This window comes from Breoghania sp. L-A4 (assembly GCF_003432385.1).
Lineage (GTDB): Bacteria > Pseudomonadota > Alphaproteobacteria > Rhizobiales > Stappiaceae > Breoghania.
The window spans coordinates 4,134,713-4,160,117 of the sequence record NZ_CP031841.1; the positions used below are offsets into that span (position 1 = coordinate 4,134,713).

Annotated in this window: 26 protein-coding genes; 18 read left to right on the plus strand and 8 right to left on the minus strand. The window is 63.3% G+C overall.

Features of this window, described 5'->3' with window-relative positions:
• Nucleotides 1-74: 74 nt before the first annotated feature.
• The 5 genes from D1F64_RS18910 (at nt 75) to D1F64_RS18930 (ending at nt 5,313) form a co-directional block, all read left to right on the plus strand.
• Complete coding sequence (locus D1F64_RS18910; protein ID WP_117413682.1) at nt 75-1,367, plus strand: PotD/PotF family extracellular solute-binding protein; 1,293 nt, start codon at nt 75-77, stop codon at nt 1,365-1,367.
• A 113-nt stretch (nt 1,368-1,480) separates the two neighbouring features.
• The gene (locus tag D1F64_RS18915; RefSeq protein WP_117413683.1) at nt 1,481-2,350 is read left to right on the plus strand and encodes an ABC transporter permease; all 870 of its coding nucleotides are present in this window, start codon (nt 1,481-1,483) and stop codon (nt 2,348-2,350) included.
• A gap of 4 nt (nt 2,351-2,354) precedes the next feature.
• Complete coding sequence (locus D1F64_RS18920; RefSeq protein ID WP_117413684.1) at nt 2,355-3,194, plus strand: ABC transporter permease; 840 nt, start codon at nt 2,355-2,357, stop codon at nt 3,192-3,194.
• Nucleotides 3,194-3,901 (plus strand): aspartate/glutamate racemase family protein, encoded by a 708-nt coding sequence (locus D1F64_RS18925; RefSeq protein WP_117413685.1) that lies wholly within the window; start codon nt 3,194-3,196, stop codon nt 3,899-3,901. Before D1F64_RS18920 ends, D1F64_RS18925 begins: the two co-directional genes overlap by 1 nt.
• Before the next feature lie 74 nt (nt 3,902-3,975).
• Nucleotides 3,976-5,313, plus strand: coding sequence for an NADP-dependent malic enzyme (locus tag D1F64_RS18930; protein ID WP_117413686.1), 1,338 nt, complete (start codon nt 3,976-3,978; stop codon nt 5,311-5,313).
• Between the two features lie 30 nt (nt 5,314-5,343).
• Here the strand turns inward: D1F64_RS18930 and D1F64_RS18935 are convergent, their stop codons facing one another.
• Together D1F64_RS18935 and D1F64_RS18940 are read right to left on the minus strand one after the other, a co-directional pair.
• Nucleotides 5,344-6,273, minus strand: coding sequence for an SDR family NAD(P)-dependent oxidoreductase (locus D1F64_RS18935; RefSeq protein WP_117413687.1), 930 nt, complete (start codon nt 6,271-6,273; stop codon nt 5,344-5,346).
• A 19-nt stretch (nt 6,274-6,292) separates the two neighbouring features.
• A complete protein-coding gene (locus D1F64_RS18940; RefSeq protein WP_205470538.1) occupies nt 6,293-6,763 on the minus strand; it encodes a MaoC family dehydratase in 471 nt (156 codons plus the stop codon).
• A 170-nt stretch (nt 6,764-6,933) separates the two neighbouring features.
• On the opposite strand from D1F64_RS18940, the gene D1F64_RS18945 reads away from it, so the two are divergent.
• Nucleotides 6,934-7,977: an NADP-dependent oxidoreductase gene (locus D1F64_RS18945; protein WP_117413689.1), complete on the plus strand. Its 1,044-nt coding sequence runs from the start codon at nt 6,934-6,936 to the stop codon at nt 7,975-7,977.
• Here D1F64_RS18945 and D1F64_RS23575 read toward each other — a convergent pair.
• Both D1F64_RS23575 and D1F64_RS23580 read right to left on the minus strand, forming a co-directional pair.
• Entirely contained in the window at nt 7,974-8,132 is a 159-nt protein-coding gene (locus D1F64_RS23575; RefSeq protein ID WP_162901653.1) for a hypothetical protein, read from the minus strand. The genes D1F64_RS18945 and D1F64_RS23575 overlap by 4 nt on opposite strands.
• A complete protein-coding gene (locus D1F64_RS23580) occupies nt 8,133-8,777 on the minus strand; it encodes a hypothetical protein (RefSeq protein WP_162901654.1) in 645 nt (214 codons plus the stop codon). It abuts the gene before it with no gap.
• A 584-nt stretch (nt 8,778-9,361) separates the two neighbouring features.
• Between D1F64_RS23580 and D1F64_RS23585 the strand changes: the two genes are divergently transcribed.
• The 7 genes from D1F64_RS23585 to D1F64_RS18975 all read left to right on the plus strand — a co-directional run bounded on the left by D1F64_RS23585 (nt 9,362) and on the right by D1F64_RS18975 (nt 16,367).
• Entirely contained in the window at nt 9,362-9,775 is a 414-nt protein-coding gene (locus D1F64_RS23585) for a hypothetical protein (RefSeq protein WP_162901655.1), read from the plus strand.
• 722 nt (nt 9,776-10,497) lie between these two features.
• Nucleotides 10,498-10,992, plus strand: coding sequence for a DUF1097 domain-containing protein (locus D1F64_RS18955; protein ID WP_117413691.1), 495 nt, complete (start codon nt 10,498-10,500; stop codon nt 10,990-10,992).
• Between the two features lie 164 nt (nt 10,993-11,156).
• Complete coding sequence (acsA, locus tag D1F64_RS18960; RefSeq protein ID WP_117413692.1) at nt 11,157-12,911, plus strand: acetate--CoA ligase; 1,755 nt, start codon at nt 11,157-11,159, stop codon at nt 12,909-12,911.
• Nucleotides 12,908-14,911 carry a pyruvate dehydrogenase (acetyl-transferring) E1 component subunit alpha gene (pdhA, locus tag D1F64_RS24865; RefSeq protein ID WP_117413693.1) on the plus strand — a complete coding sequence of 668 codons (2,004 nt, stop codon included), beginning with the start codon at nt 12,908-12,910 and terminating at the stop codon, nt 14,909-14,911. The genes acsA and pdhA overlap by 4 nt, the downstream gene beginning before the upstream one ends.
• A gap of 6 nt (nt 14,912-14,917) precedes the next feature.
• Nucleotides 14,918-15,622, plus strand: coding sequence for a biotin/lipoyl-containing protein (locus D1F64_RS25200; protein WP_205470539.1), 705 nt, complete (start codon nt 14,918-14,920; stop codon nt 15,620-15,622).
• A gap of 5 nt (nt 15,623-15,627) precedes the next feature.
• Entirely contained in the window at nt 15,628-16,113 is a 486-nt protein-coding gene (locus D1F64_RS25205; protein ID WP_205470540.1) for a 2-oxo acid dehydrogenase subunit E2, read from the plus strand.
• The gene (locus D1F64_RS18975) at nt 16,110-16,367 is read left to right on the plus strand and encodes an acyl carrier protein (RefSeq protein ID WP_117413694.1); all 258 of its coding nucleotides are present in this window, start codon (nt 16,110-16,112) and stop codon (nt 16,365-16,367) included. The genes D1F64_RS25205 and D1F64_RS18975 overlap by 4 nt, the downstream gene beginning before the upstream one ends.
• A 231-nt stretch (nt 16,368-16,598) precedes the next feature.
• On the opposite strand, the gene D1F64_RS18980 is transcribed toward D1F64_RS18975, so the two are convergent.
• On the minus strand, nt 16,599-17,285 hold the full coding sequence (locus tag D1F64_RS18980; RefSeq protein WP_117413695.1) for a fumarylacetoacetate hydrolase family protein: 687 nt from the start codon (nt 17,283-17,285) through the stop codon (nt 16,599-16,601).
• 168 nt (nt 17,286-17,453) lie between these two features.
• Between D1F64_RS18980 and D1F64_RS25210 the strand changes: the two genes are divergently transcribed.
• From D1F64_RS25210 to D1F64_RS19005, 5 genes are all read left to right on the plus strand, one after another.
• Nucleotides 17,454-18,152 (plus strand): FCD domain-containing protein, encoded by a 699-nt coding sequence (locus D1F64_RS25210; RefSeq protein ID WP_117414722.1) that lies wholly within the window; start codon nt 17,454-17,456, stop codon nt 18,150-18,152.
• 93 nt (nt 18,153-18,245) lie between these two features.
• Nucleotides 18,246-19,220, plus strand: a complete 975-nt coding sequence (locus D1F64_RS18990) for an ABC transporter substrate-binding protein (protein WP_117413696.1) — start codon at nt 18,246-18,248, stop codon at nt 19,218-19,220.
• Nucleotides 19,221-19,286: 66 nt separating this feature from the next.
• Nucleotides 19,287-20,048 carry an ABC transporter permease subunit gene (locus D1F64_RS18995; RefSeq protein ID WP_117413697.1) on the plus strand — a complete coding sequence of 254 codons (762 nt, stop codon included), beginning with the start codon at nt 19,287-19,289 and terminating at the stop codon, nt 20,046-20,048.
• On the plus strand, nt 20,035-20,835 hold the full coding sequence (locus D1F64_RS19000) for an ABC transporter ATP-binding protein (protein ID WP_248304515.1): 801 nt from the start codon (nt 20,035-20,037) through the stop codon (nt 20,833-20,835). The genes D1F64_RS18995 and D1F64_RS19000 overlap by 14 nt, the downstream gene beginning before the upstream one ends.
• 8 nt (nt 20,836-20,843) lie before the next feature.
• Nucleotides 20,844-21,596, plus strand: coding sequence for an ABC transporter permease subunit (locus D1F64_RS19005; protein WP_117413699.1), 753 nt, complete (start codon nt 20,844-20,846; stop codon nt 21,594-21,596).
• An 84-nt stretch (nt 21,597-21,680) separates the two neighbouring features.
• Here the strand turns inward: D1F64_RS19005 and D1F64_RS19010 are convergent, their stop codons facing one another.
• The 3 genes from D1F64_RS19010 to D1F64_RS19020 all read right to left on the minus strand — a co-directional run bounded on the left by D1F64_RS19010 (nt 21,681) and on the right by D1F64_RS19020 (nt 25,189).
• Complete coding sequence (locus D1F64_RS19010) at nt 21,681-22,418, minus strand: response regulator (RefSeq protein ID WP_117413700.1); 738 nt, start codon at nt 22,416-22,418, stop codon at nt 21,681-21,683.
• Nucleotides 22,388-24,304: a PAS domain S-box protein gene (locus tag D1F64_RS19015; protein ID WP_117413701.1), complete on the minus strand. Its 1,917-nt coding sequence runs from the start codon at nt 24,302-24,304 to the stop codon at nt 22,388-22,390. The genes D1F64_RS19010 and D1F64_RS19015 overlap by 31 nt, the downstream gene beginning before the upstream one ends.
• Before the next feature lie 222 nt (nt 24,305-24,526).
• Nucleotides 24,527-25,189 (minus strand): transporter substrate-binding domain-containing protein, encoded by a 663-nt coding sequence (locus D1F64_RS19020; protein ID WP_162901656.1) that lies wholly within the window; start codon nt 25,187-25,189, stop codon nt 24,527-24,529.
• Between the last annotated feature and the right edge of the window lie 216 nt (nt 25,190-25,405).

A 25,405-nucleotide genomic window follows, 5' to 3' on the forward strand; every position in this document is an offset into this window, starting at 1 on the left:
CCCTTCACCGACACCAGATCATCCCAGGCCCCAAGGCATCACGGGCCGAACCGCAGAAAACAGGAGCAAGAGCCATGACGACAGGGAACGACAAGACAACGTTCAGCCGCCGCACCATGCTGAAGGGCGGCGCCGCCATCACGGGCGCCGCCATCGGCTCCGGCGCCGTGACCGGCTTCCCGACCATCTGGGCGCAGAACATCAAGGACGTCACGCTGCGCCAGTTCGGCACCGGCGTGTCGAACCTCAATGAAGTGGCGCAGAAGGTGAAGGAAGACCTCGGCTTCACGCTGGAGATGACGGCGCTCGATTCCGACAGCGTGACCCAGCGCGCCGCCACCCAGCCCAAGAGCTTCGACATCGCCGACATCGAGTACTGGATCTGCAAGAAGGTCTGGGGCGCGGGCAACCTGCAGGCGATGGACACCTCCAAGATCAAGAACTACGACAAGATCGTCGGCACGTTCAAGAGCGGCAAGCTGACCCCCGAAAGCGTGATCGCCCAGGGCACCGCGCCGCACACGGTCGGCTTCACGTCGGGTCCGGACGGCAAGGATTTCGTCGCCGAGGAATCCGGCTGGATGACGCTGATCCCGACCATCTACAACGCCGATACGCTGGGCATCCGCCCCGACCTCATCGGCCGTCCGATCGACACATGGGCCGAGCTTCTGAACCCGGAGTTCAAGGGCAAGGCGTCGATCCTCGACATCTCGTCGATCGGCATCATGGACATGGCGATGGTTGTCGAGGCGATGGGCGAATACAAGTATCCCGACAAGGGCAACATGACCCGCGAAGAGATCGACAAGACGCTCGGCATCTTCACCGAAGCCAAGAAGAACGGCCAGTTCCGCGCCTTCTGGAAGTCGTTCGACGAGAGCGTCAACCTGATGGCCTCGGGCGAGGTGGTGATCCAGTCCATGTGGTCGCCGGCGATCACCGCCGTGCGCTCGAAGGGCATTCCCTGCGTCTACCAGCCGCTGAAGGAAGGCTACCGCTCCTGGGGCGGCGGTCTCGGCCTGTCGAAGAACCTCTCCGGCCTCGAGCTGGAAGCGGCCTACGAGTACATCAACTGGTACCTCGACGGCTGGGTCGGCGGCTTCCTGATGCGCCAGGGCTACTATTCCGCCGTGCCGGAGACCTCCAAGAACTACATGAGCGAGGACGAGTGGGGCTTCTGGTTCGAGGGCAAGCCGGCCCAAGGCGAGATCAAGAATCCCTTCGGCGACGTCATGGAGAAGGCCGGCGCCGTGCGCGACGGCGGCTCCTTCTACGACCGCATGGGCTCGGTCGCCTGCTGGAACGCGGTGATGGACGAGAACCAGTACATGGTCCGCAAATGGAACGAGTTCATCGCGGCGTAACCGCCTGAACACGTTTCCGCCCCGCCTGCCCGGCCTCCCGTCCGGGCAGGCCCTTCGGCCCGCCCGCCGAAGCGCCTCACCGTTCACCGCATCCAGGAAGCGAAATCCAGGCGATGAAGACAACCGATCCGATCTCCCGCGCGGAAAAAGTCAGCTGGCTGCTGGTCACGCCGCTGGCCTGCGTGCTGGCCTTCTTCCTGCTGCTGCCGATCGCCACGATCACCGTGGTCAGCTTCTGGAACTACAACGAGTGGTCGTTCTTTCCCGACTTCATCCTGGACAACTACGCCTTCCACCTGACGTCGCACGTGACATGGGCGACGTACCTGAAGACGCTGAAGTTCATGGCGCTGACGTGGATCTTCTGCACCGCGATCGGCTTCACGGTGGCCTATTTCCTCGCCTTCCACGTGCGCTCGCTGTCGGTGCAGATCGCGCTGTTTCTCGTCTGCACCATCCCCTTCTGGACGTCGAACATCATCCGCATGATCTCCTGGATCCCGTTCCTGGGGCGCAACGGCATCGCCAATTCCGCGCTCATCGGCATGGGCGTGATCGACGAACCGCTGGAATGGCTGCTGTATTCGGATTTCGCGGTGGTGCTGGCGTTTGTGCATCTCTACGCGCTTTTCATGGTGGTGCCGATCTTCAACACCATGATGCGCATCGACAAATCGCTGATCGAGGCGGCGCGCGACGCCGGCGCCTCAAGCCTGCAAATCCTCACCAACGTGATCATCCCGCTGACCAAACCCGGCATCATGATCGGCTCGATCTTCGTGGTCACCGTGGTGATGGGCGACTTCATCACCGTGCGCCACATGTCCGGCGGCCAGAGCGCCTCGGTCGGCCGCCTCATCTCCAACGAGATCGCGCTGCTGCAATACCCCTCCGCCGCCGCCAGCTCCGTTGTGCTGCTGTGCACCGTGCTGATCATGATCGCGGTGATGATGCGCTTCGTCGACATCCGCAAGGAGCTGTGAACCCATGGAACCGCGTCCGCGCTCCTTCTATCTTCTGGCAGCCTTCTTCGCGCTGTTCGTGATCTTTCTCTACGGCCCGATCCTGACCATCGGCGTGCTATCGTTCCAGGGCCCGCAGGGCGGGCTGACGTTCCCGATGAACGGCGTGTCGCTGCACTGGTTCGCCGATCTGTTCGAACAGCAGGCGGTGGGCGACATCTGGGGGTCGTTTCGCCGCTCCTTCGCGCTCGGGCTGATGGTGATGATCGTCACCGTGGTGTTCTCGGTGATGGGCGGGCTGGCCTTCCGCAACCGCTTCCGCGGCTCCACCGTGCTGTTTTACGTCATCATCGCCAGCCTGATCATTCCCTCGATCCTGGTCTCCCTGGGCGTCGGGCTGATCTTCAACATTCTCGATCTCGACGTGCACTGGGCGACCTCGGGCTTCGGCGCACAGCTCACCTGGACGCTGCCGTTTGGCCTCTTGATCATGTTCGCCGTCTTCAACCGCTTCGACCGCTCCTATGAGGAGGCCGCCCGCGATCTCGGCGCGAACGCCTGGCAGACGCTGCGCCACGTGGTGCTGCCGATCATCGGCCCGAGCCTGATCGGCATCGCGCTCTTCGGCTTCACGCTGAGCTACGACGAATTCGCCCGCACGTTGCTGACGGCGGGGTCCTACAACACGCTGCCGCTGGAAATCTTCGGCATGACCACCAACGTCACCTCGCCGGTGCTCTACGCGCTGGGCACGCTGACGACGCTGTTTTCCCTGGTGATCATCGGCTCGTTCCTGACGATCGGCGTCGTCCTGCGCCGCCGCCGCACCAGACTGGGCTCGGACGCCGGCAAGGGGCTCGTGTGATGCACATCCTGGTGGTCAACCCGAACACCACCGCCTCCATGACGGACAAGATCGGCGCAGCGGCGCAGGCGGTCGCGGGCCAGGACACGCGGATCACCGCGGTCAATCCGGACACCGGTCCCGCCGCGATCCAGGGCGCGGAAGACGGGGCGGCGGCGCTTCCCGGACTCTTCGCGCTCTTCGACGCGGCCATGGCCTCGGACGAGACTTATGACGCGGTGATCATCGCCTGTTTCGACGACACCGGGCTTTGGCCGCTGAAGGCGCGCTCTCCTGTGCCGGTGCTGGGCATCGGCGAGGCCGGCTACCACGCCGCGATGCTGGTGGCACAGCGCTTCTCGGTGGTGACGACGCTGGCCGCCTCGCTGCCGGTCATCGAGGCGAATATCGCGGACGCGGGCTTTGCCGCGCGCTGCGCCCGGGTGCGCGCCTCCGACGTGCCGGTGCTGGATCTGGAAGACCCGCGCAGCGGCGCGCGCGGCCGCATCGCGCGGGAAATCGCCGCCGCGATCACGGAGGATGCCCCACAGGCGATCATTCTGGGCTGCGCCGGCATGGCCGATCTGGCGCGCTCCCTGAGCGATGAATTCCGCCTGCCGGTGATCGACGGCGTCGCCGCCGCCGTCACCTTCGCGCAAGCCCTGCACGGCGCGGGCATTTCCGCGCCGGCGTCCTTCGCGCCAGCGGAGACACGCCCCGTCGCCTGACCTGTATCAAGGTTCTTCCCGTCCTTTGCGCCACAATCGAGCCGGCGGAACCAATGAGCGGAAGGAACGGACCGATGGCGTCGAACAAGGCGGAAGCAGCCGCTGCGGCACCCCCGCGCGCCCTGACCCTGCACCGCGCCTATCGCGGCAAGATCCAGATGATGGCCAAGGCGCCGTTGCGCTCCTACGGCGATCTGGCGCTGTGGTACACGCCCGGCGTGGCGGACGCGTCGCGCGCGATCGCCCGCAATCCCGACGACGTTTATGAGCTGACCAATCGCGCCAATACGATCGCGATTATCTCCGACGGCAGCCGTGTGCTCGGGCTCGGAGACATCGGACCGGAAGCGGGCCTGCCGGTGATGGAAGGCAAGGCGCTGCTGTTCAAGCATTTTGGCGGCATCGACGCGGTGCCCCTGTGCATCCGCCCGCAAGCGCCGCAGGAAATTGCCGCCTTCGCCCGGGCCATCGCGCCCAGCGTCGGCGCAATCAATCTCGAGGACATCTCCGCCCCGAAGTGTTTCCGCCTGCTCGACGATCTGCGCGGCAACTGCGAGGTGCCCGTCTGGCACGACGACCAGCAGGGCACGGCGACCGTGGTGCTGGCGGCCCTGCTCAACGCGCTGGAGGTGACCGGCAAGCGGATGGACAGCGTGCGCATCGCGCTGATCGGCATCGGCGCGGCCAACATGGCGGTCTACAGGCTGTTGCGCGCCGAGGGCCTTTCGGGCGAACAGTTCATCGCCTGCGACAGCCGGGGCATCCTGCATCGCGGCCGCGCCGATATCAGCCACGCGCGCGACACCTTTCAGGAGAAATGGCAGGTCTGCGAGGAGACCAACCCCGAGACCATCACCGGCGGAATCGCCGAGGCGCTGCGCGGGGCGGACGTCTGCATCGCGTTCTCCCAACCCGGGCCGGAAACGATCCCGGCCCAGGCCGTATCGGGAATGGCGGCGCGGGCCATCGTCTTTGCCTGCGCCAACCCGGTGCCGGAAATCCTGCCCGAGGCGGCGAAAGCGGCGGGGGTCGCGATCATCGCCACCGGCCGCAGCGATTTCCCCAACCAGGTCAACAACTGCCTCGCCTTTCCCGGCGTGTTTCGCGGCGTTCTGGATGTCCGTGCGCGCAGGATCAGCGACGGCATGGCGCGGGCCGCGGCGCATGCGCTGATGCAGTGCGGACGGCGCGCCGGCCTGTCGGAAACCGCGCTGCTTCCGCGCGCCGACGAGATCGATGTCGCGGCAAGCGTCGCCGCCGCGACCGGTGTGGCCGCGTGCCGCGAGGGCGCCGCCCGCATCGTGCTCGACGCGGACAATCTCTTCAACCAGGCGGTCACCGCGATTACGGCTGCCCGCAAGGCAATGGACGCGCTGATCGACGGCGGCTGCATCGCGCCCCTGCCGGATTGATCCGCCGTCGCTGCGCGGTCCGTATGGACACTACGCGCGCTCGGGCAGCTCCAGCCCCAGTTCCCGCGCGGCGCGCTTCACGAACTTGCCCGTCTGCTCGAAGGCCGACTGCAGGGTCTGCTCGCCGGCAGGATCGGAAATCGCGCCGAATTGCGCGGCCACGGCTTCGGGCGTGCGCTCGTCTTCCGGCAGCCAGATGCCGTCGGTCTCGGTGACCAGCGTGCGCGCGAAGCAGCCCGCGCCCGCGCACAGGATCACCCGCGAGGGCGCGTCCTCGGACACCAGATAGAGAACGCCCGGCGTGATGGATTCAGGCTTGAGCAGCGCCAGCATCTCCTCGGGCATCAGGTCCTCGGTCATCCGCGTGGCGGCGGTCGGCGCCAGCGCATTGACGCGGATATTGTTCTTCGCGCCCTCCAGATGCAGCGTGTTCATGAGCCCCATCATCGCGGCCTTGGCGGCGGCGTAGTTCGACTGGCCGAAATTGCCGTAGAGCCCGGACGACGACGAGGTGAAGACCACCCGGCCATAGTTCCGGGCGCGCATGATCTCCCACACCGCTTTGGTGCAATTCACCGAGCCCATCAGGTGCACCTCGACGACCGCGCGGAAATCCTCAAGCGCCATCTTGGCGAATGTCTTGTCGCGCAGGATGCCGGCGTTGTTGACCAGGATATCGACCCGTCCCCAGGCCGCCATGGTCTCCTCCACCATCGCCGCGACCTGCGCGGCATCGGCGACATTGGCGCCATTGGCCATGGCCTCGCCGCCGGCGGCCTTGATCTCCGCGATCACCGCCTCGGCGGCCTCCGAGGAGCTGCCCGTGCCCTCGCGGCTGACGCCGAGATCGTTGACCACCACCTTCGCGCCGCGCTCCGCCAGCCCGAGCGCATGCGCCCGGCCCAGACCGGTGCCCGCGCCGGTCACGATCGCGACCCGCCCGTCAAATCGAATGCTCATGAATGCTCCCTTGATGTTGTCAGTCGAAATAGATGCGCGTCAGCCACAGGGCCGCCAGCGCCGGACGGTCCGCGCCCTCGATCTCCACGCTGACCTGATGGTGCAGCGTCACCTCGCCGGAGGTGCGTTCCTCCGCCTCCATCAGCCGGAAACGGCCGCGGATGCGCGCGCCCGAAGGCACCGGCGAGAGAAAGCGCACCTTGTCGAAGCCGTAGTTGACGCTCATCGTCAGCCCGTCGATCCGCGGCAGCGCCTCCACCGCCATGCGGCTGAGCAGCGCCAGCGTCAGAAACCCGTGCGCGATGGTGCCGCCGAAGGGGCTATCGGCTTTCGCGCGCGCCGGATCGACATGGATGAACTGCTCGTCGAAGGTCGTCTTCGCGAAACTGTCGATCATCGCCTGGGTCACCTCGATCCAGCCGGAGACGCCGATGTCCTTGCCGACTTGCGCCATGTAATCGACAGCGCTCACGCCGGGTCGCTGCGTCATCCGCTCACCTCTCAACCAGCCGGCACGGCACGTGCGCGGCCAAACGCTGTCTCACAGCCGCCGAAAACAACCCTGGCGCGTTGCAACCAAGCCTGTTTCATCAAAGCGTTTGCGTGCAAGATAGCGGCAAATCAGAGAACCAGAAGACCTCATTGAAGGAAACATCACCCATGACAGACGGGTTCAAGCGCATCGTTCTGGCGAGCCGCCCGGACGGCACACCGGGACCGCAGAATTTCCGCCTCGAGGAGGCCGCCCTGCCCGAGCCCGGCGACGGCGAGTTCCTGGTGCGGGTGATCTACCTGTCGCTCGATCCCTACATGCGCGGACGCATGGATGCGTCGAAATCCTACGCCAAGGCGGTCGAGGTGGGCGCGACCATGGAAGGCGGCGCGGTGGGCGAGGTGATCGCCTCGAACCATCCGAAGTTCCAGGCCGGCGATTTCGTCAACGGCATGTTCGGCTGGGCCAGCCACGCGGTCTCCGATGGCACGATGGTGCGCAAGCTGGACCCGGCGCAGGCGCCGATCTCCACCGCCGTGGGCGTGCTCGGCATGCCCGGGCTGACCGCCTTCGTCGGCCTCAATGACCACGGCCGCCCGAAAGCGGGCGAGACGCTGGTGGTGGGCGCGGCCACGGGCGCGGTCGGCTCCGTCGTCGGCCAGCTCGGCAAGATCTACGGGCTGCGGGTTGTCGGCGTCGCGGGCGGCGCGGAGAAATGCGCCTATGCGGTGGAGGAACTGGGATTCGATGCCTGCATCGATCACCGCGATCCGGATCTCGCAACTCTTCTCAAGGACGCCTGTCCCGAGGGCGTCGACATCTACTACGAGAACGTCGGCGGCGCGACGCTCGAGGCGGTGATGCCCCTGATGAACGTCTGGGGCCGGATCCCGCTGTGCGGCATGATCGCCTGGTACGATCTCGGCGGTCTGGGCGCGGGCCGGCTCGAGGGCGCCGACCGGCTGCCGAAGATGTGGCGCACCATTCTGGTGCAGCGGCTGACCGTGCGCGGCTTCATCATCTTCGATCACTACGACCGCTTCCCCGCCTTCGTCGAGGAGGTCTCCGGCCACATCCGAGACGGCCGCCTGAAATACCGCGAGAGCATCGCGCAGGGGCTTGAGAATGCACCCGAGACCTTTCTCGCCATGCTCAAGGGCGGCAATTTCGGCAAGCAGCTCGTGCAGGTGGGCGCGGACCCGACGCGCTAGGACGCCGGCTCATCAATTCTTCCTGCGACTTTCCCTGAAATGCAGCCAACATGGGCTGAAAAATCCAATGACCCCTGACGCACACCTGTAATTCCGGCCATCGCCAAATCTTTTGAATCCAGGTCATATCCGCCGCTCAAGGTGTATCCAGCCATTTACTCCCGCCCCTGAGCCGTCAGTTTTATGAAAAAAATTACAATCTGTGAAAGAAATAACGCGTTCAACGCAGCGTATAGCGAGCCCATTACAGGAAACAAAACGCCAACCAAGAAATACCCCATCCCCAAATACTTTTCTTCGGAAAATTTAAAATTATAAACGTAAATATAATAGAACAAAATACATGCAATAATAACGAATCCTATACTTCCAAAAAACGCCCTAAACCCAACCTTTTCAGCGTCAATAGAACCCCTCCAATGTTTTATATAGCCATATACAAATATAAACGCATTAATAAATGAAAATACAAACGTCAGAACAAGTGCAATTATATATCTTTGGGAGCTATACAAACTATATTTATACAAATCAGCATAGCGATCAGAAAAAACTTTCAATAGTGGCGTTCTGAAAATAACTTCACTAAAGAAAGCTTCGCTATTTATTAACGGTGGAATGATCATACTGGCAACAAAAAAAACTATAGAACTTACAATCGCCAGAATAGCAAATCTCAAATTCCACCAAACATAAAAATCATAATTATCATACACATTTCCGGAAGTGTATGGCAGCAAACGCTCTGCACGCTTTCTATATTCGCAAAAACTATTTATATTATTTATTGATTCTAGCATAACCGTTCCGGAGATACATAATTCTCATACCCATATTGTGACGCATCGCAATTTTCGAACAACTCAAAAACATTGTAGATCTTGAATCTCGATTAATACCCGCGTTCCGGCGTCAACCGCCCTCTTTGCTTTCACCCATCACCATGTCGGAGACCTATGCCTTCACATTGGTTCATGTGCCTGCTTCGCGAGGCCCACCTGGCCACCTGATGACCCTTAACAAAACCTTATCGGAGAAACTGACAAGTGCAAGCACCCCGCGACACGCATGTAGAGAACTCCACCCGTCGCCCGTTCCCTTGCAGCGATTGCAGAGAAAATTGCGGAAAAACGAGCCGCTTAAGACCAGAAATCAACCCAAGGACTCTCCGAAATACCGGAGGGAAGTTGGGGCTCAGGTCAATCTCGGGGCATAGGTGTTGGAATTTAGAAAGAACGATCAAATTGGTGTAATGGAGATTCAAATTCTCTTAATGTGCATCGTTCTCATGAGTTGTAGATGCGCTGGGAAATGTGAGATTTTCAGCACTGCCTATTTTGAGAACAAACACGGCATATAAAGTATTGCTACCATTCTAAAGGCATTGGAAGATGAGAAAGAAATTAACTATAATTTTTTTGTAGTGGTTATTATAATCTCACTGCCTTTTGCTATCCAAATAGCCTTGAATAATTGGTTGCTTCATGTTTTTAGCCGCCAGTTAGACATATTTCTTTCGAAAAATATTGAGCACTATGAAATTATAACGGGAGATTCGAGTATTTACGTCGGCGGAAATGGGGAGATGTGTGGCTATAGGGCTGCTGCTGTCATATTTGCGTCGACGCCGGATAAGTATTTTCCGAATATCGCAACAAATTTTGAAAAATATCATTTTTCTCCTGTTCATGAAGGTGGCTCTTCTCCGAAGAGAGAAATGTATAAGGTGGGTGTATATTATTTATTTATTATTACAAGCGGCCCCTATAGTGCAAATTTAGACGTGAGATGCTGGTGAGCATTCGACATAAGCTTCGAGGTTCAATAGATGACTGATTATCTGATTTCGGCGCAAGATAGAATCGACTCGATACTAGAAGGCACGGAAAGAAGCTTAAGAGGACGAACAACGGTTCTCGGAAAGTGAAAAACGGCAAGCCGACCATGAGGCTCGCAAACAGCCATGACGACCTGGAATTGATAAGACCCCTGTCCGTCGAACTGCGTCAATCTTCCCGTTTCAGGGATATTCCCTAGGCAGCGCATGCGTCGGACGTCGCCATGGAGCACGAGCCATGATGGACTTGAGCTCAGGGACGCTGAACGGCGCGCGAATTTCCGCGCCGGAGCCCGTGTTGTCGCCAAGCAGCGACCGAAGACTTTCGAGACTCCGCCCCGGCGAACGCGCCGCGGCGCCGTCTTTTGAAAGCCAAGCCACTCCGCACAACTGGACTGATTCTCTCAAAACGGCGACTTCCGGGAAGTCCAATGCCGCATTGCACAATTTTCAGGCAGGGAACATTTACGGATATATTCAAATTACTTAATCGCAGCGGCACCTAAGTACTATTGCCGGGACTGAATACAGAAACCTACCGTTGCGCCGTCCGTCGGCACGCGTCTCTGACCCGTGATGCCGCGCGGGCGCACGGGCGGCGCCTGCCCCTTCCGGGCACAGCGGCGCGATGCAATGCGACCCGCCTATGCGCGGCGCATCACATGCATTGGGGGAATTCTGCTATGGATCTTATTACAGCGCTTGCGGTGTCGATCGGCCTTCTGGGCGGCGTCGCCACTTATCTTTTCCTGACCATCGGCACCATTCAGATCTGGGCGGCGTTCATCGGATGGGGCAGCTTCTACCACTGCGGCGGCGGGTCCGACGGGTTGCGCAAGAGCCTGCTCGCCAACATCTGGGGCGCGATCATGGCCACGGTGGCCCTGTTCCTGATCACTCAGGTCAATCCGGGCCTGCCCGGCCCGCTGTGGCCGGCCATCGTGGTCGCCGTCACCGTCTTCATCCTGGTGCTCGGCGCCAAGATAGAGGCATTCGCGGCGATTCCCGCCGGCGTCTACGGCTATGCGGCCACCGCCGGTTACGCGCTTTTGTCCGGCGCCAGCATTCTGGTGATCGATCTCGCCAACCCGCTGATCTGCATCGTGATTTCCATGGCGATTGGCGCGATCTTCGGCATCGTGTCGGAGAAACTCGCAGGCGCGATCTCCAAGGACTGAGCGGTCGACGCAATCACGGCAAGCGGCCCCGGCCGCTTGCCGCCGCCCAAGCTGACGGGCGTTTCGCGCACCGCTCTTGATTTGCGTCATGGTTGCCGCCGCCGCGTTCCTTCAATCTCTCCCGAACAGCCCATGGTTCCGAGAAACCAAGCCGGGAGGATTCGATGGAGTGGGAGCCCATCAGAAAGACGGCCAAGGATGCATCGCGCGCGAACCTGCGCGATTACGATGCCACGGTCTTGTCGTTTTCCTGGGAAAAAGCGCGCCTTCTGCTGGACGGACTGCCGGACGGCAGACTGAACATCGCCTACGAAGCCGTCGACCGGCACGTCGTGCACGGCGCGGGCGACAAGCTCGCGCTGCGCTGGATCGGCCGCGACGACCGGGTGGACGACTACACCTACGACCGGTTGCGGCTGGAAACCAACAAGTTCGCCAACGTCCTGCGCGGCCTCGGTATCGGTAAGGGCGACCGCGTCTATTCGCTGCTCGGCCGTGTTCCCGAACTCTACGTGGCGGTGCTGGGCGGGCTGAAGTGCGGCTGCGTCTTCTCGCCCCTGTTTTCGGCCTTCGGGCCGGAGCCGATCCTCGCGCGCATGTCCATCGGCGAGGCCACCGTGGTGGTCACGACCGCCGCGCTGTACAAGCGCAAGATCGCGCCGATCCGCGACAAGGTTCCGAGCCTGCGCCATGTGCTGGTGATCGACGCGCACGGCGCGCCGCCGCAAGGCACGCTGGATCTCGCGGACCTGATGCGCAACACCTCCAGCCACTTCGACATCGAGCCCACGGGGCCCGAGGACATGGCGCTGCTGCATTTCACCAGCGGCACCACCGGCAAGCCGAAAGGCGCCGTGCACGTGCATGAAGCCGTGGTCGCGCACACTGTCACCGGCCGCTACGCGCTCGACCTGCATGAAGACGACATCTTCTGGTGCACCGCCGATCCCGGCTGGGTCACCGGCACCTCCTACGGCATCATCTCGCCGCTCGCCATCGGCTGCACGATGATCGTCGACCAGGCGGAATTCGATGCGGAACGCTGGTACCGCATCCTGCAGGATCAGAAGGTCACGGTCTGGTACACTGCGCCGACCGCCATCCGCATGCTGATGAAGATCGGCGGCGACATCATCGGGCAATACGACCTGTCGCACCTGCGCTTCATGGCGAGCGTCGGCGAGCCGCTCAATCCCGAGGCCGTCACGTGGTCGAACGAGGTCTTTGGCCGCCCCTTCCACGACAATTGGTGGCAGACGGAGACCGGCGGCATCATGATCGCCAACTACGCGGCCATGGACGTGTGGCCCGGCTCGATGGGCAAACCGCTGCCGGGAATCGCGGCCAGCGTCGTCGAACGCACCGACGAGGGCCTGCGCGAAATCACCAAGCCCAACACGGTCGGCGAACTGGCGCTCAGGCCCGGCTGGCCGTCGATGATGCGGGCGTATCTCCATGAGGACGCGCGCTACCGCAAGTGCTTCGACGACGGCTGGTATCTGTCAGGCGATCTCGCGATGCGCGACAAGGACGGATACTTCTGGTTCGTCGGCCGCGCCGACGACGTGATCAAGAGCGCGGGCCACCTGATCGGACCGTTCGAGGTGGAAAGCGCCCTGATGGAGCATGAGGCGGTCGCGGAGGTCGGTGTCATCGGCATCCCCGATCCCGTCGCCGGCGAGGTGGTGAAGGCCTTCGTCGGACTGAAGCCCGGCTACACGCCGAGCGACGACCTGGCCAAGGAACTGCTGGGACATGCCCGGGTGCAGCTTGGTCCCGCCGTGGCGCCCAAGCAGATCGCCTTCCGGACAAACCTGCCCAAGACCCGCAGCGGCAAGATCATGCGGCGCCTGCTGAAGGCGCGCGAGCTCGGCTTGCCCGAGGGCGACACCTCGACGCTGGAAAGCGAGGAACGATGACCGCAACGACATCAAAGCCGCATCTGACGCGCGGCCATGCGCTCGATCTGCTCAGGGCGATGATCCGCGTGCGGATGTTCGAGGACAAATGCGCCGAGCTCTACACCCGGGAGAAGATCCGCGGCTTCCTGCATCTTTATGACGGCGAGGAGGCGATCGCCGCGGGCATCATCCCGGTGCTGGGCCCGAACGACCGCATCGTCGCCACCTACCGCGAGCACGGCCATGCGCTGGCGCGCGGCATCCCGATGAACGCCGTGATGGCGGAGATGTACGGCAAGAAATCGGGGTGTTCCGGCGGGCGCGGCGGCTCGATGCATCTCTTCGACGCCGCGAGAAATTTCTGCGGCGGCAACGCCATCGTCGGCGGCGGGCTGCCGCTGGCCGTGGGCCTGGCGCTGGCGGACAAGATGCGCGGCGAGACCCGCATTTCCGCCTGCTTCTTCGGCGAGGGCGCGGTGGCCGAAGGCGAGTTCCACGAGGCAATGAACCTGGCGACCCTGTGGAACCTGCCGGTGCTTTTCGTGTGCGAGAACAACCGCTACGCGATGGGAACGGCGCTGGAGTATTCCGAAAGCGAGACCGACATCCACGCCAAGGCGGCCAGCTACGAGATCGCATCCGAGGCCGTCGACGGCATGGACGTGGTCGCCGTGGAGGCGGCGGCGCGGCGCGCCCAGGAGATGATCAACACCAGCGGCAAACCGTATTTTCTGGAATGCCGCACCTATCGCTTCCGGCCGCATTCGATGTTCGACGCCCAGCTCTACCGCGAGAAGGCCGAAATCGACGAGTGGCGCAAGAAGGGACCCATCGTCCGCTTCCGCGGCTGGCTGCAACAGACCGGCCTGGCGCATGAGGCGGATATCGAGACGATCGAGCGTGAGGTTGCGGCGGAAATCGACGCGGCGGTGGCCTTCGCCGAAGCGGCCGAGTGGGAACCGCTTGCGGATCTGGCGCGGTTCGTCACCGCCGAGGACCGACCGGCACCGCCCGCGGCGCCCCGGCCCGCGGGAAAGACGATCCAGACGACGTACCGCGAAGCCGTGCGCGAGGCGATCATCGACGCGATGAGCCGCGACGAGCGCGTCTTTCTGATGGGCGAGGACGTCGGCCGCTATGGGGGCTGCTATGCGGTCACAAAGGGGCTGATCGGCGAATTCGGCCCCGACCGCATCCGCGACACGCCGCTGTCGGAATCCGGGTTCACCGGAGCGGGCATCGGCGCGGCGCTCGCCGGCATGCGGCCGATCGTCGAGTTGATGACGGTGAATTTCAGCCTGCTGGCGCTGGACCAGATCCTCAACACGGCCGCCACCATCCGCCACATGTCGGGCAACCAGTTCGGCGTGCCGCTGGTGATCCGCATGGCGACGGGCGCCGGCCGCCAGCTCGCCGCCCAGCATTCGCATTCGCTCGAGGGCTGGTACGCGCATATTCCCGGCCTGCGGGTGCTGGCGCCGGCCACGCTCGAAGACGCACGCGGCATGCTGTGGACCGCCCTGCAGGATCCCGATCCGGTGCTGATCTTTGAAAACGTCATGCTCTACAACCGCGCCGGCACGCTCGCGGCCAACGCCGGGCCTGTGGACATCGACCGCGCCGTTATGCGCCGCGAGGGCGATGCGCTGACGCTGATCACCTACGGCGGCTCGCTGTTCAAGACGCTGGAGGCGGCGGATTCGCTGGCCTCCGACGGCATCGAGGCGGAGGTCATCGATCTGCGCAGCCTGCGGCCGCTGGACGACGCCACCATCATGGCCTCGCTGGCGAAGACCCATCGCGCGGTGATCATTGACGAGGGCTGGCGCTCGGGCAGTCTGGCGGCGGAAATTTCCGCGCGCATCACCGAGCAGGCGTTCTGGGATCTCGACGCGCCGGTCGGCCGGGTCTGCAGCGCGGAAGTGCCGATCCCCTATCCCAAACACCTGGAAGACGCCGCCATCCCGCAGGCGGAGACCATCGTTGCGGCCGCCAAAACCGTTCTCGGCCGGGGGTGACGGGTCATGGGCGAATTCAGAATGCCCTCGCTTGGCGCCGACATGGAGGCCGGCACGCTGGTCGAATGGCTCGTCAAACCCGGCGACACCGTGAAGCATGGCGACATCATCGCCGTCGTCGAGACCCAGAAAGGCGCCATCGAGATCGAGGTCTTCGAGGACGGCGTCTTCGAGACGTCTCTCGTGGAGATTGGCGACACGGTTCCGGTCGGCACGCCGCTGGCGATCATCAACGGCGCGGGGGCGGAACCGAGCAAGGCGCCCGCCGCCGCGCCACCCATTGTCCCCACACCAGAAACGCCTGTCGTGCCCGAACGACCGGTGATTGCGGAGAGGCCGCACGCCGAGCAGGGTGGCGCGGGCCGGCAACGCATTTCCCCCGCGGCGCGACGCCTCGCCGCCCGCGAGAAAATCGACACCGCCGCCCTCGCCGGCTCCGGGCCGGACGGGGCCATCGTTCTCAATGACGTCGAGCGCGCGGCGGCCGGACGGCTTGCCGCGAAGCCGCCGGAGAAGGCGCAGCCGGCCGGCAGCGTCAACCTTGAGGCCATGCGCACGGCCATCGCCGCCGCCATGGCGCGCTCCAAACGCGAAATCCCGCACTACTATCTGCGCGACACCGTCGACGTGACGAACGCGCAGGCCTGGCTGGCGGACGCCAATGCCGAGCGCCCCCGGCGGAACGGCTGCTTCTGGCCGCTCTCTTCGTGAAGGCCGTGGCGATCGCTACGCTCAAGTATCCGGAATTCAGCGGCAGCCATGGCGAAGACGGCTTCACGCCGGCGCCCTCCACCCATGTCGGCGTGGCGATCGCGATTCGCGGCGGCGGTCTCGTCGCTCCCGCGATCCACGACACAGCTCACCTGTCGCTCGACGAGGTCATGACCGCCCTGCGCGATCTGGTGGCCCGCGTGCGGGCCGGACGCTTCAGGAGTTCCGAGATCGCCGACCCGACCATCACCGTCTCCAGTCTCGGTGACCGGGGCGTGGAGGCGCTCTATGGGGTGATCTATCCGCCGCAGGTGGCCATCGTCGGCTTCGGCAAGGCGGCGGAGCGGCCCTGGGTCGTGGACGGCGTCGTCGTGCCGCGCGCGCTCGTCACCGCGACGCTCGCCGCAGACCACCGCGTCAGCGACGGCCATCGCGGCGCGCTGTTTCTCTCAAAAATCGGCAGCTTGATGCAAGACCCGGAGGCCCTATGACCGATCAGGACATTCGTCAGGCGATCAGCGAGGAACTGGAGCGCATCGCGCCGGACATCGATTTCGGCGCGGTGGATCCAACGAGCGACCTGCGCGAGGAACTGGATATCGACTCCATGGACTTCCTCAATTTCATCACCGCCCTGCACCAGCGTCTCGGGATCGACATTCCGGAGCTCGACTACCCCAAACTGACGACGCTCGACGGCGCCGCCGCCTATGTGGCGAAGACGCTCGGGGAGAGCGCCGCGTAATACGGGACACCTGTTCCTGCGGGCCATCGCGAATGTTCGGGGTCCGCACCGCACAGGCCGAGGACACGAAAACGCCCTGCCCGGAGGATCCGGACAGGGCGCACTTCATCGTATGGAATCGAAGCGGTCCTGGAGCAAATCCAGGATAAGTGGATACCGGTTATCCGTCCGGATTTGCGCCAAAACAAGGACTTAGAGCAACGATCCGATTCTGTGAGAATCGGATCTGCTCTAGACCACGGTGACGGTCAGATCGCCCACGCCATCGACATGACATTCCATGACGTCGCCCTTGACGACGGCGGCGACGCCCGAAGGCGTGCCCGACATGATCACATCGCCCGCCGCCAGCTCGAAATAGTCCGACAGATAGGAAATCATTTCCGGCACCTTCCAGATCAACTGGTTGAGGTCACCCGTCTGACGCACCGCGCCGTTGACCTTCAGTTCGATCAGGCCGCTGTCCGGATGGCCGATCTCGGAGGCCGGCACGATCGGGCCCATCGGCGCGGAGCGCTCGAACGCCTTGCCGATTTCCCACGGACGGCCGAGCTTCTTGGCCACGCCCTGCAGGTCGCGGCGGGTCATGTCGAGACCGACCGCATAGCCGTAGACATGGTCGAGCGCCTTCTCGACCGGGATGTTCGTGCCGCCGCTCTTCAGCGCCACGATCAACTCGACCTCATGATGCACATCGGACGTCTGCGCCGGATAGGGGAACTCGCCGGACAGATCGATGTTGTCCGGATTCTTCTGGAAGAAGAACGGATCCTCGCGGTCGGGATCGTGACCCATCTCGATGGCGTGCGCCGCGTAATTGCGGCCGATGCAATACACCCGGCGCACAGGAAACTCCTGGCTGGTTCCCTTGACCGGGATTGCCACCGTGGCCGGCGGTGTGATCACGAACTCAGACATGCAAAACCTCTGTTTTCTATGGGCGTTGAACACTCGCGAAAACCCTAAACAATTTTCGACCAATCGCAACCAATTTCTTATTTTTAGATTCCCCCTTGCAATAATCAAATGGTTTGCGATGATATGGGCAATTGAGCCTGAATTGGTCAACCAATATAGAGGTTGCGCGTGCTGACGAGACCGGAATCATCCGAGCGGGAAAATGCCATCGCCGCCATGCGCGCGTTCATCGAATCGAGCGCCTATGGCCCCGGCGACCGGCTGCCGGCGGAGCGCGAGCTGATCGGGCACCTGCAGATCAGCCGCACCACACTGCGCAAGGCGCTGGATGCGCTGGAGCGCGAGGGCGTCATCTGGCGGCACGTCGGCAAGGGGACGTTTGTTTCCGGCCACAGCCAGGACAATGGGCTGGGCACGATCGGCAGCCTCGCGGGCATTGCCCAGCAGCTCACCCCGGTGCGCATGATGCGCGCGCGGCTGTGCATCGAGCCGGCGATCGCCGGCGAGGCCGCGGTCAACGCCTCCAAGGAGGCCGTCACCCGCGTGAAGCTGGCCATGGACCGCGCCCGGCGCGCGCAAAGCTGGGCAGACTACGAGACCCAGGACGACCTGTTTCACCGCTCGGTCGCGGAGGCGTCGGACAACATCCTGCTGATCTCGCTCTTCGAGCAGCTCAATCGCGTGCGCCGTGCCGTCGCGGTGAGCACGGTCATCCGCAACACGGACCGCCCGCCCGAGGGGCACTCAAGTTTTCTGGAGCATGAACGCATCGTGGCCGCGATCACGGACCGTGATTCCAAGGCCGCCTATGACGCCATGCGCCGGCACATCGGCTCTGTCTCGGCACGCCTTTTCGGGGAGGTGTGACGCAGGGATTTCTATTCAGAAGGTCAGACAGAGCTACACGCCGCGGCCTTTTGCAATTCACCGGACACATGTCCGTTCTTTGGGAGGAAAACCATGAAGACCTTACTACGCAAATTCGGTGCAACGCTGGCGGCGGTCCCGCTCGCCATCGGGCTGATGGCCTCCGCGGCCCAGGCCGACACGATCAAGATCGCACTGGCGGAAACGCCCTCGGACGAACTTGCCGCCTTCTTTGTCGCGCTCGACCGCGCCAAGGCCGCCGGGCTGGACTACGAATGGACCGCCTTCTCCGATGAGGAACTGGCGATCCAGGCGGTGCTCAGCGGCCAGATGGACATCGGCTTCGGCACACCATACGCGGCCATGCAGCGCTCCAAGGCGCCGCTGCGCATCGTGTTCCAGCTCTCCAAGCTGAAGTTCTTCCCCGTCACGTCGAAGAAGTACTCCAAGCTGGAAGATCTGAACGGCGAGCCGATCATGCTGCATTCGCGCGGCGGCGGCACGGACTCCATTGCCAACGTCATCGAGGAGAAGGTGGGCATCAAGTTCGGCGACCGCTCCTACGTGCCCGGCTCGTCCAACCGCGTCGCCGCCCTGATGGCCGGTCAGACGGACGCGACCATCGTCGACTTGTCCAACAAGAACAAGGTGATGAAGCTCGCCGGCGACAAGTTCAACGTCCTGCCGATGTTCGAGGTCGACGCGAGCGACGAGGCGCTGTTCGCCAATCTCGACTGGATCAAGGCCAACGAGAAGGACGTGGACATCTTCGTGAAGGCGCTGGTCAGCACCTGGCAGGACATGGCGAAGGATCCGACGATCATCAGCCGCGAAACCAATCCGGAAGGCCCGATCGGCCAGCTTCCGCCGGAAATCCTCGGCAGCCTCGACGAGTTCTACACCAACGCCGTCGAGGGCGGTCTCTACGACCCCAACGGCGGTGGCCGCAAGGCCGCCAAGGCGGACATGGAGTGGTACACCGCCGCCGGTCAGTTGGAAGGTGATCCGGAGACGCTGAACATCGAGGACTTCTGGTACCTCGCTCCTCTCGACGCAGCGACCAAGTAAGCCGGTCGCGCGGCCGCCGGGCACCAGTTCCGGCGGCCGCACTCGCTCAAATCGAGGAATAAATTGATGCCGAGCCGTTCGCTCCTCCTGAAATTCCTGTCGGCTGTGCTTGTCTTTGGCGCATGGGAAATCGCAGGCCGGATTCCGGTCAGCTATGCCTTTCCAACCTTCAGTGACTCCATGGTCGCGCTCGTCAGAATGGCGATCGACGGCACCTTGTGGGTCGCCTATATCGAGACGCTGCAGCCGCTTGTAGTCGGTGTCGGAATTTCCGCGTTTCTCGGAATCGGCCTCGGTCTCTGGATCGGCCTGTCGAGCAAGTTCGACTGGCTGTTCTCACCGATCTTTGTGGTCATGCAGGCCGCACCTCTCGCGGCCCTGATCCCGCTTCTGGTGATGGCCTACGGCATCGGACTGACGTCAAAGGTCTTTGTCGTCTGCATCATGGCGATGCCCGTCATCGTCCTGAACACCAGCGGCGCGGTTCGCAATACGCCCGCCTCGTTCAAGGAAATGGGCCGCGCGTTTCTCGGATCCCGGTTCGACATCGTCCTGAAGATCATCGTCCCCGCCGCCTCGCCGCTGATCTTCTCGGGCCTGCGTCTGGGCATGTCGGCGGGCTTCATCGGCGCGATCCTGGCGGAACTGAAAATCACGCCGACCGGCGTCGGCGACATCATCACCTACAGCCGTTCGATTGCCGATTACCCAAGCATGTACGCGGCGATCTTCTCGATCATCCTGCTCGCGATCCTGTTCCTGAACCTGCTCGAGCGTCTTGAAGTGTTTTTGTTTGAAGGAAATGTCCGTGGTTATGCCTCAGATTAAAGAAGTCACCGGCGAGCTTGACGTGCCGAAGCCGGACAATGCCGTGGTCGCGCGGAACGTTTCCAAGACCTACGGCAAGACCGAGGCGCTCAAGGATCTCTCCTTGGAGTTTCCGCGTGGCCAGCTGACGTCCCTGCTCGGCCCCTCGGGCTGCGGCAAGACGACGTTGCTGAAGATCATCGCCGGGCTGCTGGAGCCGACGTCGGGAGAGATCGAGGTGAACGGGCAGCCGGTCGATGGACCGGGACCCGATCGCGCCTTCGTCTTCCAGGATTTCGCGCTGCTTCCCTGGGCGAGCGTGATCCGCAACGTGGCCTTCGGGCTGGAGCTGCGCGGCACGCCCAAGTCCGAGCGCGAGGCCATCGCGGAGAAATACATCAAGGACGTCGGCCTGGCCGGCTTCGAGAAGAGCTATCCGCACGAGCTTTCCGGCGGCATGCGCCAGCGTGTCGGCCTGGCCCGCGCGCTCTCCGTCGACGCGCAGGTCCTGCTCATGGACGAGCCCTTCTCCGCGGTAGACGAACAGACCCGGCGCAAGTTCCAGGAGGATCTGCTCAACCTGGTTCAGCACGAGAACAAGACGTTCATCTTCGTAACCCACTCGATCGAAGAAGCCGTCTACGTGTCGGATCAGATCGCCATCCTGCTGCCGCGTCCCAGCCGGGTTTCGGAAATCATCCGGCCTGGCGGCTTCCGCCAGAAGGGAATCGACGGCATCCGCCGCGATCCCGAATACCTGGATATCGTCGACAAGATCTGGGCGTCCCTGCGCAGCTACGTGGAATAGGGGGTGACATGACCGTATATGGATACAAACTTCCGGCAATGTCGTCGCTGATCCTGTGGGGACTGCTGTGGGAGATCGTCGGTCAGGCAGATCTGACCTTCTTCATCCCGCCCTTGTCCGAAGTGTTCACGACCCTGCTTTCGATCATTGGAACCAAGCCCTTCCTGAAGGCTCTGTCGGAGACGGCATACGCGTTCAGCGCCGGCGTGATGTTCTCGATCGTGATCGGAATCCCGATCGGCATCCTGATGGGCAAGAACCGCCTGCTGGACGAACTGCTCCTGCCCTGGGTCAACATCTTCCTCAGCGCGCCGCTGACGGCGCTTGTTCCGGTGCTGATGGTGCTCTTCGGCTTCGGCATGAAGTCGATCATCATCACGACGTCGCTGTTCGCGATCTGGATCATCATCCTGAATTCGCGGGCCGGCGTCATGCAGATCAACCGCTCGCTGGTCGAGATGGCACGCAGCTACGGCGCAAGCCCGCTGGATGCGTTCTTCAAGATCTACTTCTGGGCGGCCCTGCCGGAAATCCTTGGCGGCGTCCGCATCGGCGTCATCCGGGCGGTGAAGGGCGTGATCATCGGCCAGTTGCTGATCTCCATCGTGGGGTTCGGCGCGCTGTTCGAGCTCTACGCCAACAACTTCCTGATGGCCCACTTCTGGGCGGTGCTGCTGGTGCTCTTCGCGCTTGCCTTCACCGTCTCGGAGTTTCTCGCCTACCTGGAACGCCGGGTGGCCTATTACGCCGCAAGCCGCTAAAGGTCCGGCGCCACAAGATCAAAGGAGCAGGCCCGAAACGGCCTGCTCTTTTTCATTTCATGGCGCTCTTTCATTGCCGGGCGTTCAGACTCCGTCGCGCGCCTCCGCATCGCGCAGCAGCGCACGGTTCAACGCCCGCGCCAGCTCGATCCGCCGGAACGGCTTGCGCAGCAGGATGGCGTCCTCGCCGAGCTCCGCGGCGCCGACGCGCGCCGTCTCCGCGTAACCGGTCATGAAGACCACCGACAGCGTCGGAGACAGCGTCCGCGCGCGCCGCGCCACATCGGCGCCCGGCATGCCGTTGGGCAGACGGATGTCGGTCAGCAGGAGGTCGAACTCCGCGCCCTGCTCCAGAATGGCGATCGCCTCCGGACCATCCGCCGCCACGGTCACGCGGTAGCCGAGGCGCTCGAGCGATTCCGCCGCGATCCGGCGCATATCCGCGTCGTCCTCGACAACCAGGATGTCCTCAGCGCCGGCCGCGACGTGCCTGATCGGAACATTATCGCTGTCGATGAGAGCGTCATCGTCGAGTTTCGGCAAATACAGCACCACCGTTGTGCCCTCACCCGCGACGCTCGACAGCGACACCCCGCCGCCGGACTGCAGCGCGAAACCGTAGACCATGCTGAGCCCAAGCCCGGTGCCGGCTCCCACGTCCTTGGTGGTGTAGAACGGTTCGAACGCATGCGCGACCACGTCCTTGGACATGCCCTCGCCATTGTCCGTGACGGCGATCGAGACATAGTTGCCCGGCGGCAGCTCCAGTTCGCCGGCGACAATCGGGTCGTTCACATCCGCGTTGGTGGTGACAATCGACAAGTGCCCCCGTCAGGCATGGCGTCCCGGGCGTTCAGCGCGAGATTGAGAAGCGCGTTCTCCAGCAGCGGCCGGTCCACCAGAGAGCGCCAAAGGCCCGTGTCGTGACGGATCGTCAGCGTGATGGACTCGCCCAGCGTGCGCCGCAGCAGCACGGCGAACTCGGACAGGTCCGTATCCAGCTGCGTCGGTTCCTGTCTCAACGGCTGCCGGCGCGAGAACGCCAGCAACTGCCGGGTCAGGCCCGCGCCGCGCGCACCCACCCGCGCGATCGCCTGCAACAGCTCCTCGCGCTCGGACGCCTTCAGATCCGGCTCCTCCAGCAGCAGCTCGACATTGCCCAGGATCACGCCGAGCAGATTGTTGAAATCGTGCGCCACGCCGCCCGTGAGCTGGCCCAGCGCTTCCATCTTCTGTGACTGGCGCAGCCGCTCCTCGAGCATCCGCCGCTCGGTGACATCGATGCCGAGAGCGAGAAATCCCTCCACCGTGCCGTCCTCGCCCTTTTGCGGCACGAACCGCAACTCGACGTTCCGGGTCTTGCCGTCCGGATAGGTCAGGACCTCCGAGAACGCCTGCGTCTCGCCGCGCAAGACGCCGATCAGCCGCGGCTGGAGCCGGCTGGAGACCTCCGGATCGAAAACCTCGGCGGCATTCATCTGCAGCACGTCCTCGGGTGTACGGCCATACCAGATCGTGGCCTCCCGGTTGGCGAAACGAAACCGCATGGAGCGGTCCACGTAGAGCACCAGCGCGGGCAGCGAGTCCGCGACAAGACGCAGGTTCTGCTCGCTCTCGCGCAGCGCCTCGGCGGCGGTCCGCTGCGCGGTGATGTCGCGGGCAATCCCCTCCACGCCGACGAAGACGCCATCCTCGTCGCGGATCATGCGCGCCGTGGTCGACACCCAGACCAGGGCGCCATCCTTGCGGCGCAGCCGCTCCTCGTACCCCTGTATCAGGCCACCTGAATCACGGAAGGCCGCGAGAAAACGCGGGCGCCCGGCGGGGTCGGCATAGACGTCGGCAAGCTGCTTGCCGATCATCTCGGGCATGGTGTACCCCAGCAGCGTCTCCGCGGAGGGCGACACCATGACAATGCGCCCTTCCACATCCGTGCGGTAGTAGGTGTCCACCATGTCATCGAGGATCGCCCGGTAGCGCCGCTCGCTGGCTTCCACCTCCTCACGGCTCGCCCGCACCGCATCCTGCGAGAGCTTCAGCCGGCCACGCAACTCGTTGAAGGCCGAGACCAGCATGTCGAGTTCGTCGCGATGCTCGGGCGGATTGGGTTTGCGTTCCAGCCGCATGGGTATCCCCATGTTCTCTGGATCCAGCGCCGTGAGATAGCCGGCGATCCCGTGCACGTGCCGGGTCATCAACTGGTAAAAGATGAAGAACATGAAGATCGCGACCAGGAAGGTCTGGACGATCGTCCACAGCAGGATCGCCCGCGCCTGACCAAACAGGCGCGAATAGACGCTGGTCATATCCGCGGAGATGGCGAGGTCGCCGATATGCAGCGCGTCGCCGCGATAGCTGTACTCGATGGGGTAAACCCGCATGAGCGTGGCGTCGGGATTGTCGGCCGCGCCCGCGCTCACCAGCACCCTTTCGCCTTCAAGAACGCTGACTTCGGTGAAATCCTGATGCTTCGCGATCGCCCGCACCAGATTGTTGAGCTGCGCGAGGTCCTGCACCCAGAGCGCCAGCGCGATGGCCCCTTCGGCGTCGCGTTTGCCGTCAAGAAACGCCGCCTCGAGATCCGAGCGGCTGGCCTTGTATTCGGTGTAGACCTGGACGGCGCCGCTCAGGACGCCGATGAGCAAGCTGAAGGCGACGATGTAGTAGATCATCGTGCGCACGACCCGTTTCGGGTATTGCTTCCCCATTGATCATCACCTGATCATCGCCGAATGACTGCCAGGCGAAGCGGCATCCCTTCGCCCGGCGCAGCTCCGGGCGGAACGGTCCCCAATCTGGGTCAATCGCGCCGCGAAGCAATCACTATAATTGCGTACGGACGACGCGCAATCGAGGGAAAGTGCGTTGTCCGGACACGATGCCGTCGCAGAAACACGGGTGCCGGGACGGCCTCGCGAGACAGCACCCGGTCAACGGCCGCCGCGCGCCGCGGGAAACGACGCCCGCACGATGGCGTCATAGGCGCCGCTGGCCTTCATCTCGCGCAGCACATCGGCGAGCGGGCCGGCCAGATCGGCATGCCGAACATTCAGATAGACGTAGATATCCGGCCGTATCAGCACATGATCCTGCACATGATGCGTCTTCTCGAGGCGCCGCCGGCGCAAGTTGCGCAGGCCAACCTGACGCTCGATGATGATGTAGTCCACACGCGCGCGCTGCAGCATCTGGAACAATTGCCCGATCGTGTCGACCTCCACCGTCGTCGCGATTCCGGAGAGCCTCTGTTCGGCGATCTTGAGGCCGTTGAGGAAGCCGACGGCACGGCCCTTCAGCGCGCTCCAGCCGTCGATCGGCGGCGTATCCTTGCGCGCAATGACGACGAACTCCGCCTGATAATAGCTCTCCGGAACCCGCACCAGACCTGAATAGCGCGCCTCGAGACCGGCCACGCGGAACAGATCGCCGTCATCGATGCCCGCGTTGGTGTTCATCAACGCGCGCTCCGCCGGAAGGCGCGTGATCGTGATGCCGACGCCAAGCCTGGCGAAGGCCTCGGCAAACAGCCTGTCGAGAAATCCCGGCGCGCCGTCCCGGGTGCGGGAGAAGGGCGGTCCCACGGCGGTGACCATATGAAGCGTTCTTGCGGCCGGTTGCGCGGCATCCGGTTGCGCCCGGGCGAGGATCGGGGACAGCGGAAGGGTCAAGACGAAGACGAGCAGCAGCCACGCCGATCCGCCCCGCCCGTGTCGCGGGGATCGAGCCCTCGCGAAATGCCCGCACCGGGCCATCAACATCCCGCCCGCTCCTCTCTCGGCGTCGCTTGCGGATCACCGGAGCGCCGGAAT

Excerpts from the sequence above, each read along its gene's own strand:
- D1F64_RS18935 (WP_117413687.1), bottom strand. The coding sequence starts at position 6,273 with ATGAGCATTCGATTTGACGGGCGGGTCGCGATCGTGACCGGCGCGGGC.
- D1F64_RS19005 (WP_117413699.1), top strand. The coding sequence starts at position 20,844 with ATGACCGTATATGGATACAAACTTCCGGCAATGTCGTCGCTGATCCTG.
- D1F64_RS23575 (WP_162901653.1), bottom strand. The coding sequence starts at position 8,132 with ATGGCTGGATACACCTTGAGCGGCGGATATGACCTGGATTCAAAAGAT.
- D1F64_RS18920 (WP_117413684.1), top strand. The coding sequence starts at position 2,355 with ATGGAACCGCGTCCGCGCTCCTTCTATCTTCTGGCAGCCTTCTTCGCG.
- D1F64_RS18955 (WP_117413691.1), top strand. The coding sequence starts at position 10,498 with ATGGATCTTATTACAGCGCTTGCGGTGTCGATCGGCCTTCTGGGCGGC.
- pdhA (WP_117413693.1), top strand. The coding sequence starts at position 12,908 with ATGACCGCAACGACATCAAAGCCGCATCTGACGCGCGGCCATGCGCTC.
- D1F64_RS18910 (WP_117413682.1), top strand. The coding sequence starts at position 75 with ATGACGACAGGGAACGACAAGACAACGTTCAGCCGCCGCACCATGCTG.
- D1F64_RS23580 (WP_162901654.1), bottom strand. The coding sequence starts at position 8,777 with ATGCTAGAATCAATAAATAATATAAATAGTTTTTGCGAATATAGAAAG.
- D1F64_RS18945 (WP_117413689.1), top strand. The coding sequence starts at position 6,934 with ATGACAGACGGGTTCAAGCGCATCGTTCTGGCGAGCCGCCCGGACGGC.
- D1F64_RS25200 (WP_205470539.1), top strand. The coding sequence starts at position 14,918 with ATGGGCGAATTCAGAATGCCCTCGCTTGGCGCCGACATGGAGGCCGGC.
- D1F64_RS19015 (WP_117413701.1), bottom strand. The coding sequence starts at position 24,304 with ATGGGGAAGCAATACCCGAAACGGGTCGTGCGCACGATGATCTACTAC.
- D1F64_RS19000 (WP_248304515.1), top strand. The coding sequence starts at position 20,035 with ATGCCTCAGATTAAAGAAGTCACCGGCGAGCTTGACGTGCCGAAGCCG.
- D1F64_RS18990 (WP_117413696.1), top strand. The coding sequence starts at position 18,246 with ATGAAGACCTTACTACGCAAATTCGGTGCAACGCTGGCGGCGGTCCCG.
- D1F64_RS18925 (WP_117413685.1), top strand. The coding sequence starts at position 3,194 with ATGCACATCCTGGTGGTCAACCCGAACACCACCGCCTCCATGACGGAC.
- D1F64_RS18915 (WP_117413683.1), top strand. The coding sequence starts at position 1,481 with ATGAAGACAACCGATCCGATCTCCCGCGCGGAAAAAGTCAGCTGGCTG.
- D1F64_RS18940 (WP_205470538.1), bottom strand. The coding sequence starts at position 6,763 with ATGACGCAGCGACCCGGCGTGAGCGCTGTCGATTACATGGCGCAAGTC.
- D1F64_RS18975 (WP_117413694.1), top strand. The coding sequence starts at position 16,110 with ATGACCGATCAGGACATTCGTCAGGCGATCAGCGAGGAACTGGAGCGC.
- D1F64_RS18930 (WP_117413686.1), top strand. The coding sequence starts at position 3,976 with ATGGCGTCGAACAAGGCGGAAGCAGCCGCTGCGGCACCCCCGCGCGCC.
- D1F64_RS18980 (WP_117413695.1), bottom strand. The coding sequence starts at position 17,285 with ATGTCTGAGTTCGTGATCACACCGCCGGCCACGGTGGCAATCCCGGTC.
- acsA (WP_117413692.1), top strand. The coding sequence starts at position 11,157 with ATGGAGTGGGAGCCCATCAGAAAGACGGCCAAGGATGCATCGCGCGCG.
- D1F64_RS18995 (WP_117413697.1), top strand. The coding sequence starts at position 19,287 with ATGCCGAGCCGTTCGCTCCTCCTGAAATTCCTGTCGGCTGTGCTTGTC.
- D1F64_RS19020 (WP_162901656.1), bottom strand. The coding sequence starts at position 25,189 with ATGGTCACCGCCGTGGGACCGCCCTTCTCCCGCACCCGGGACGGCGCG.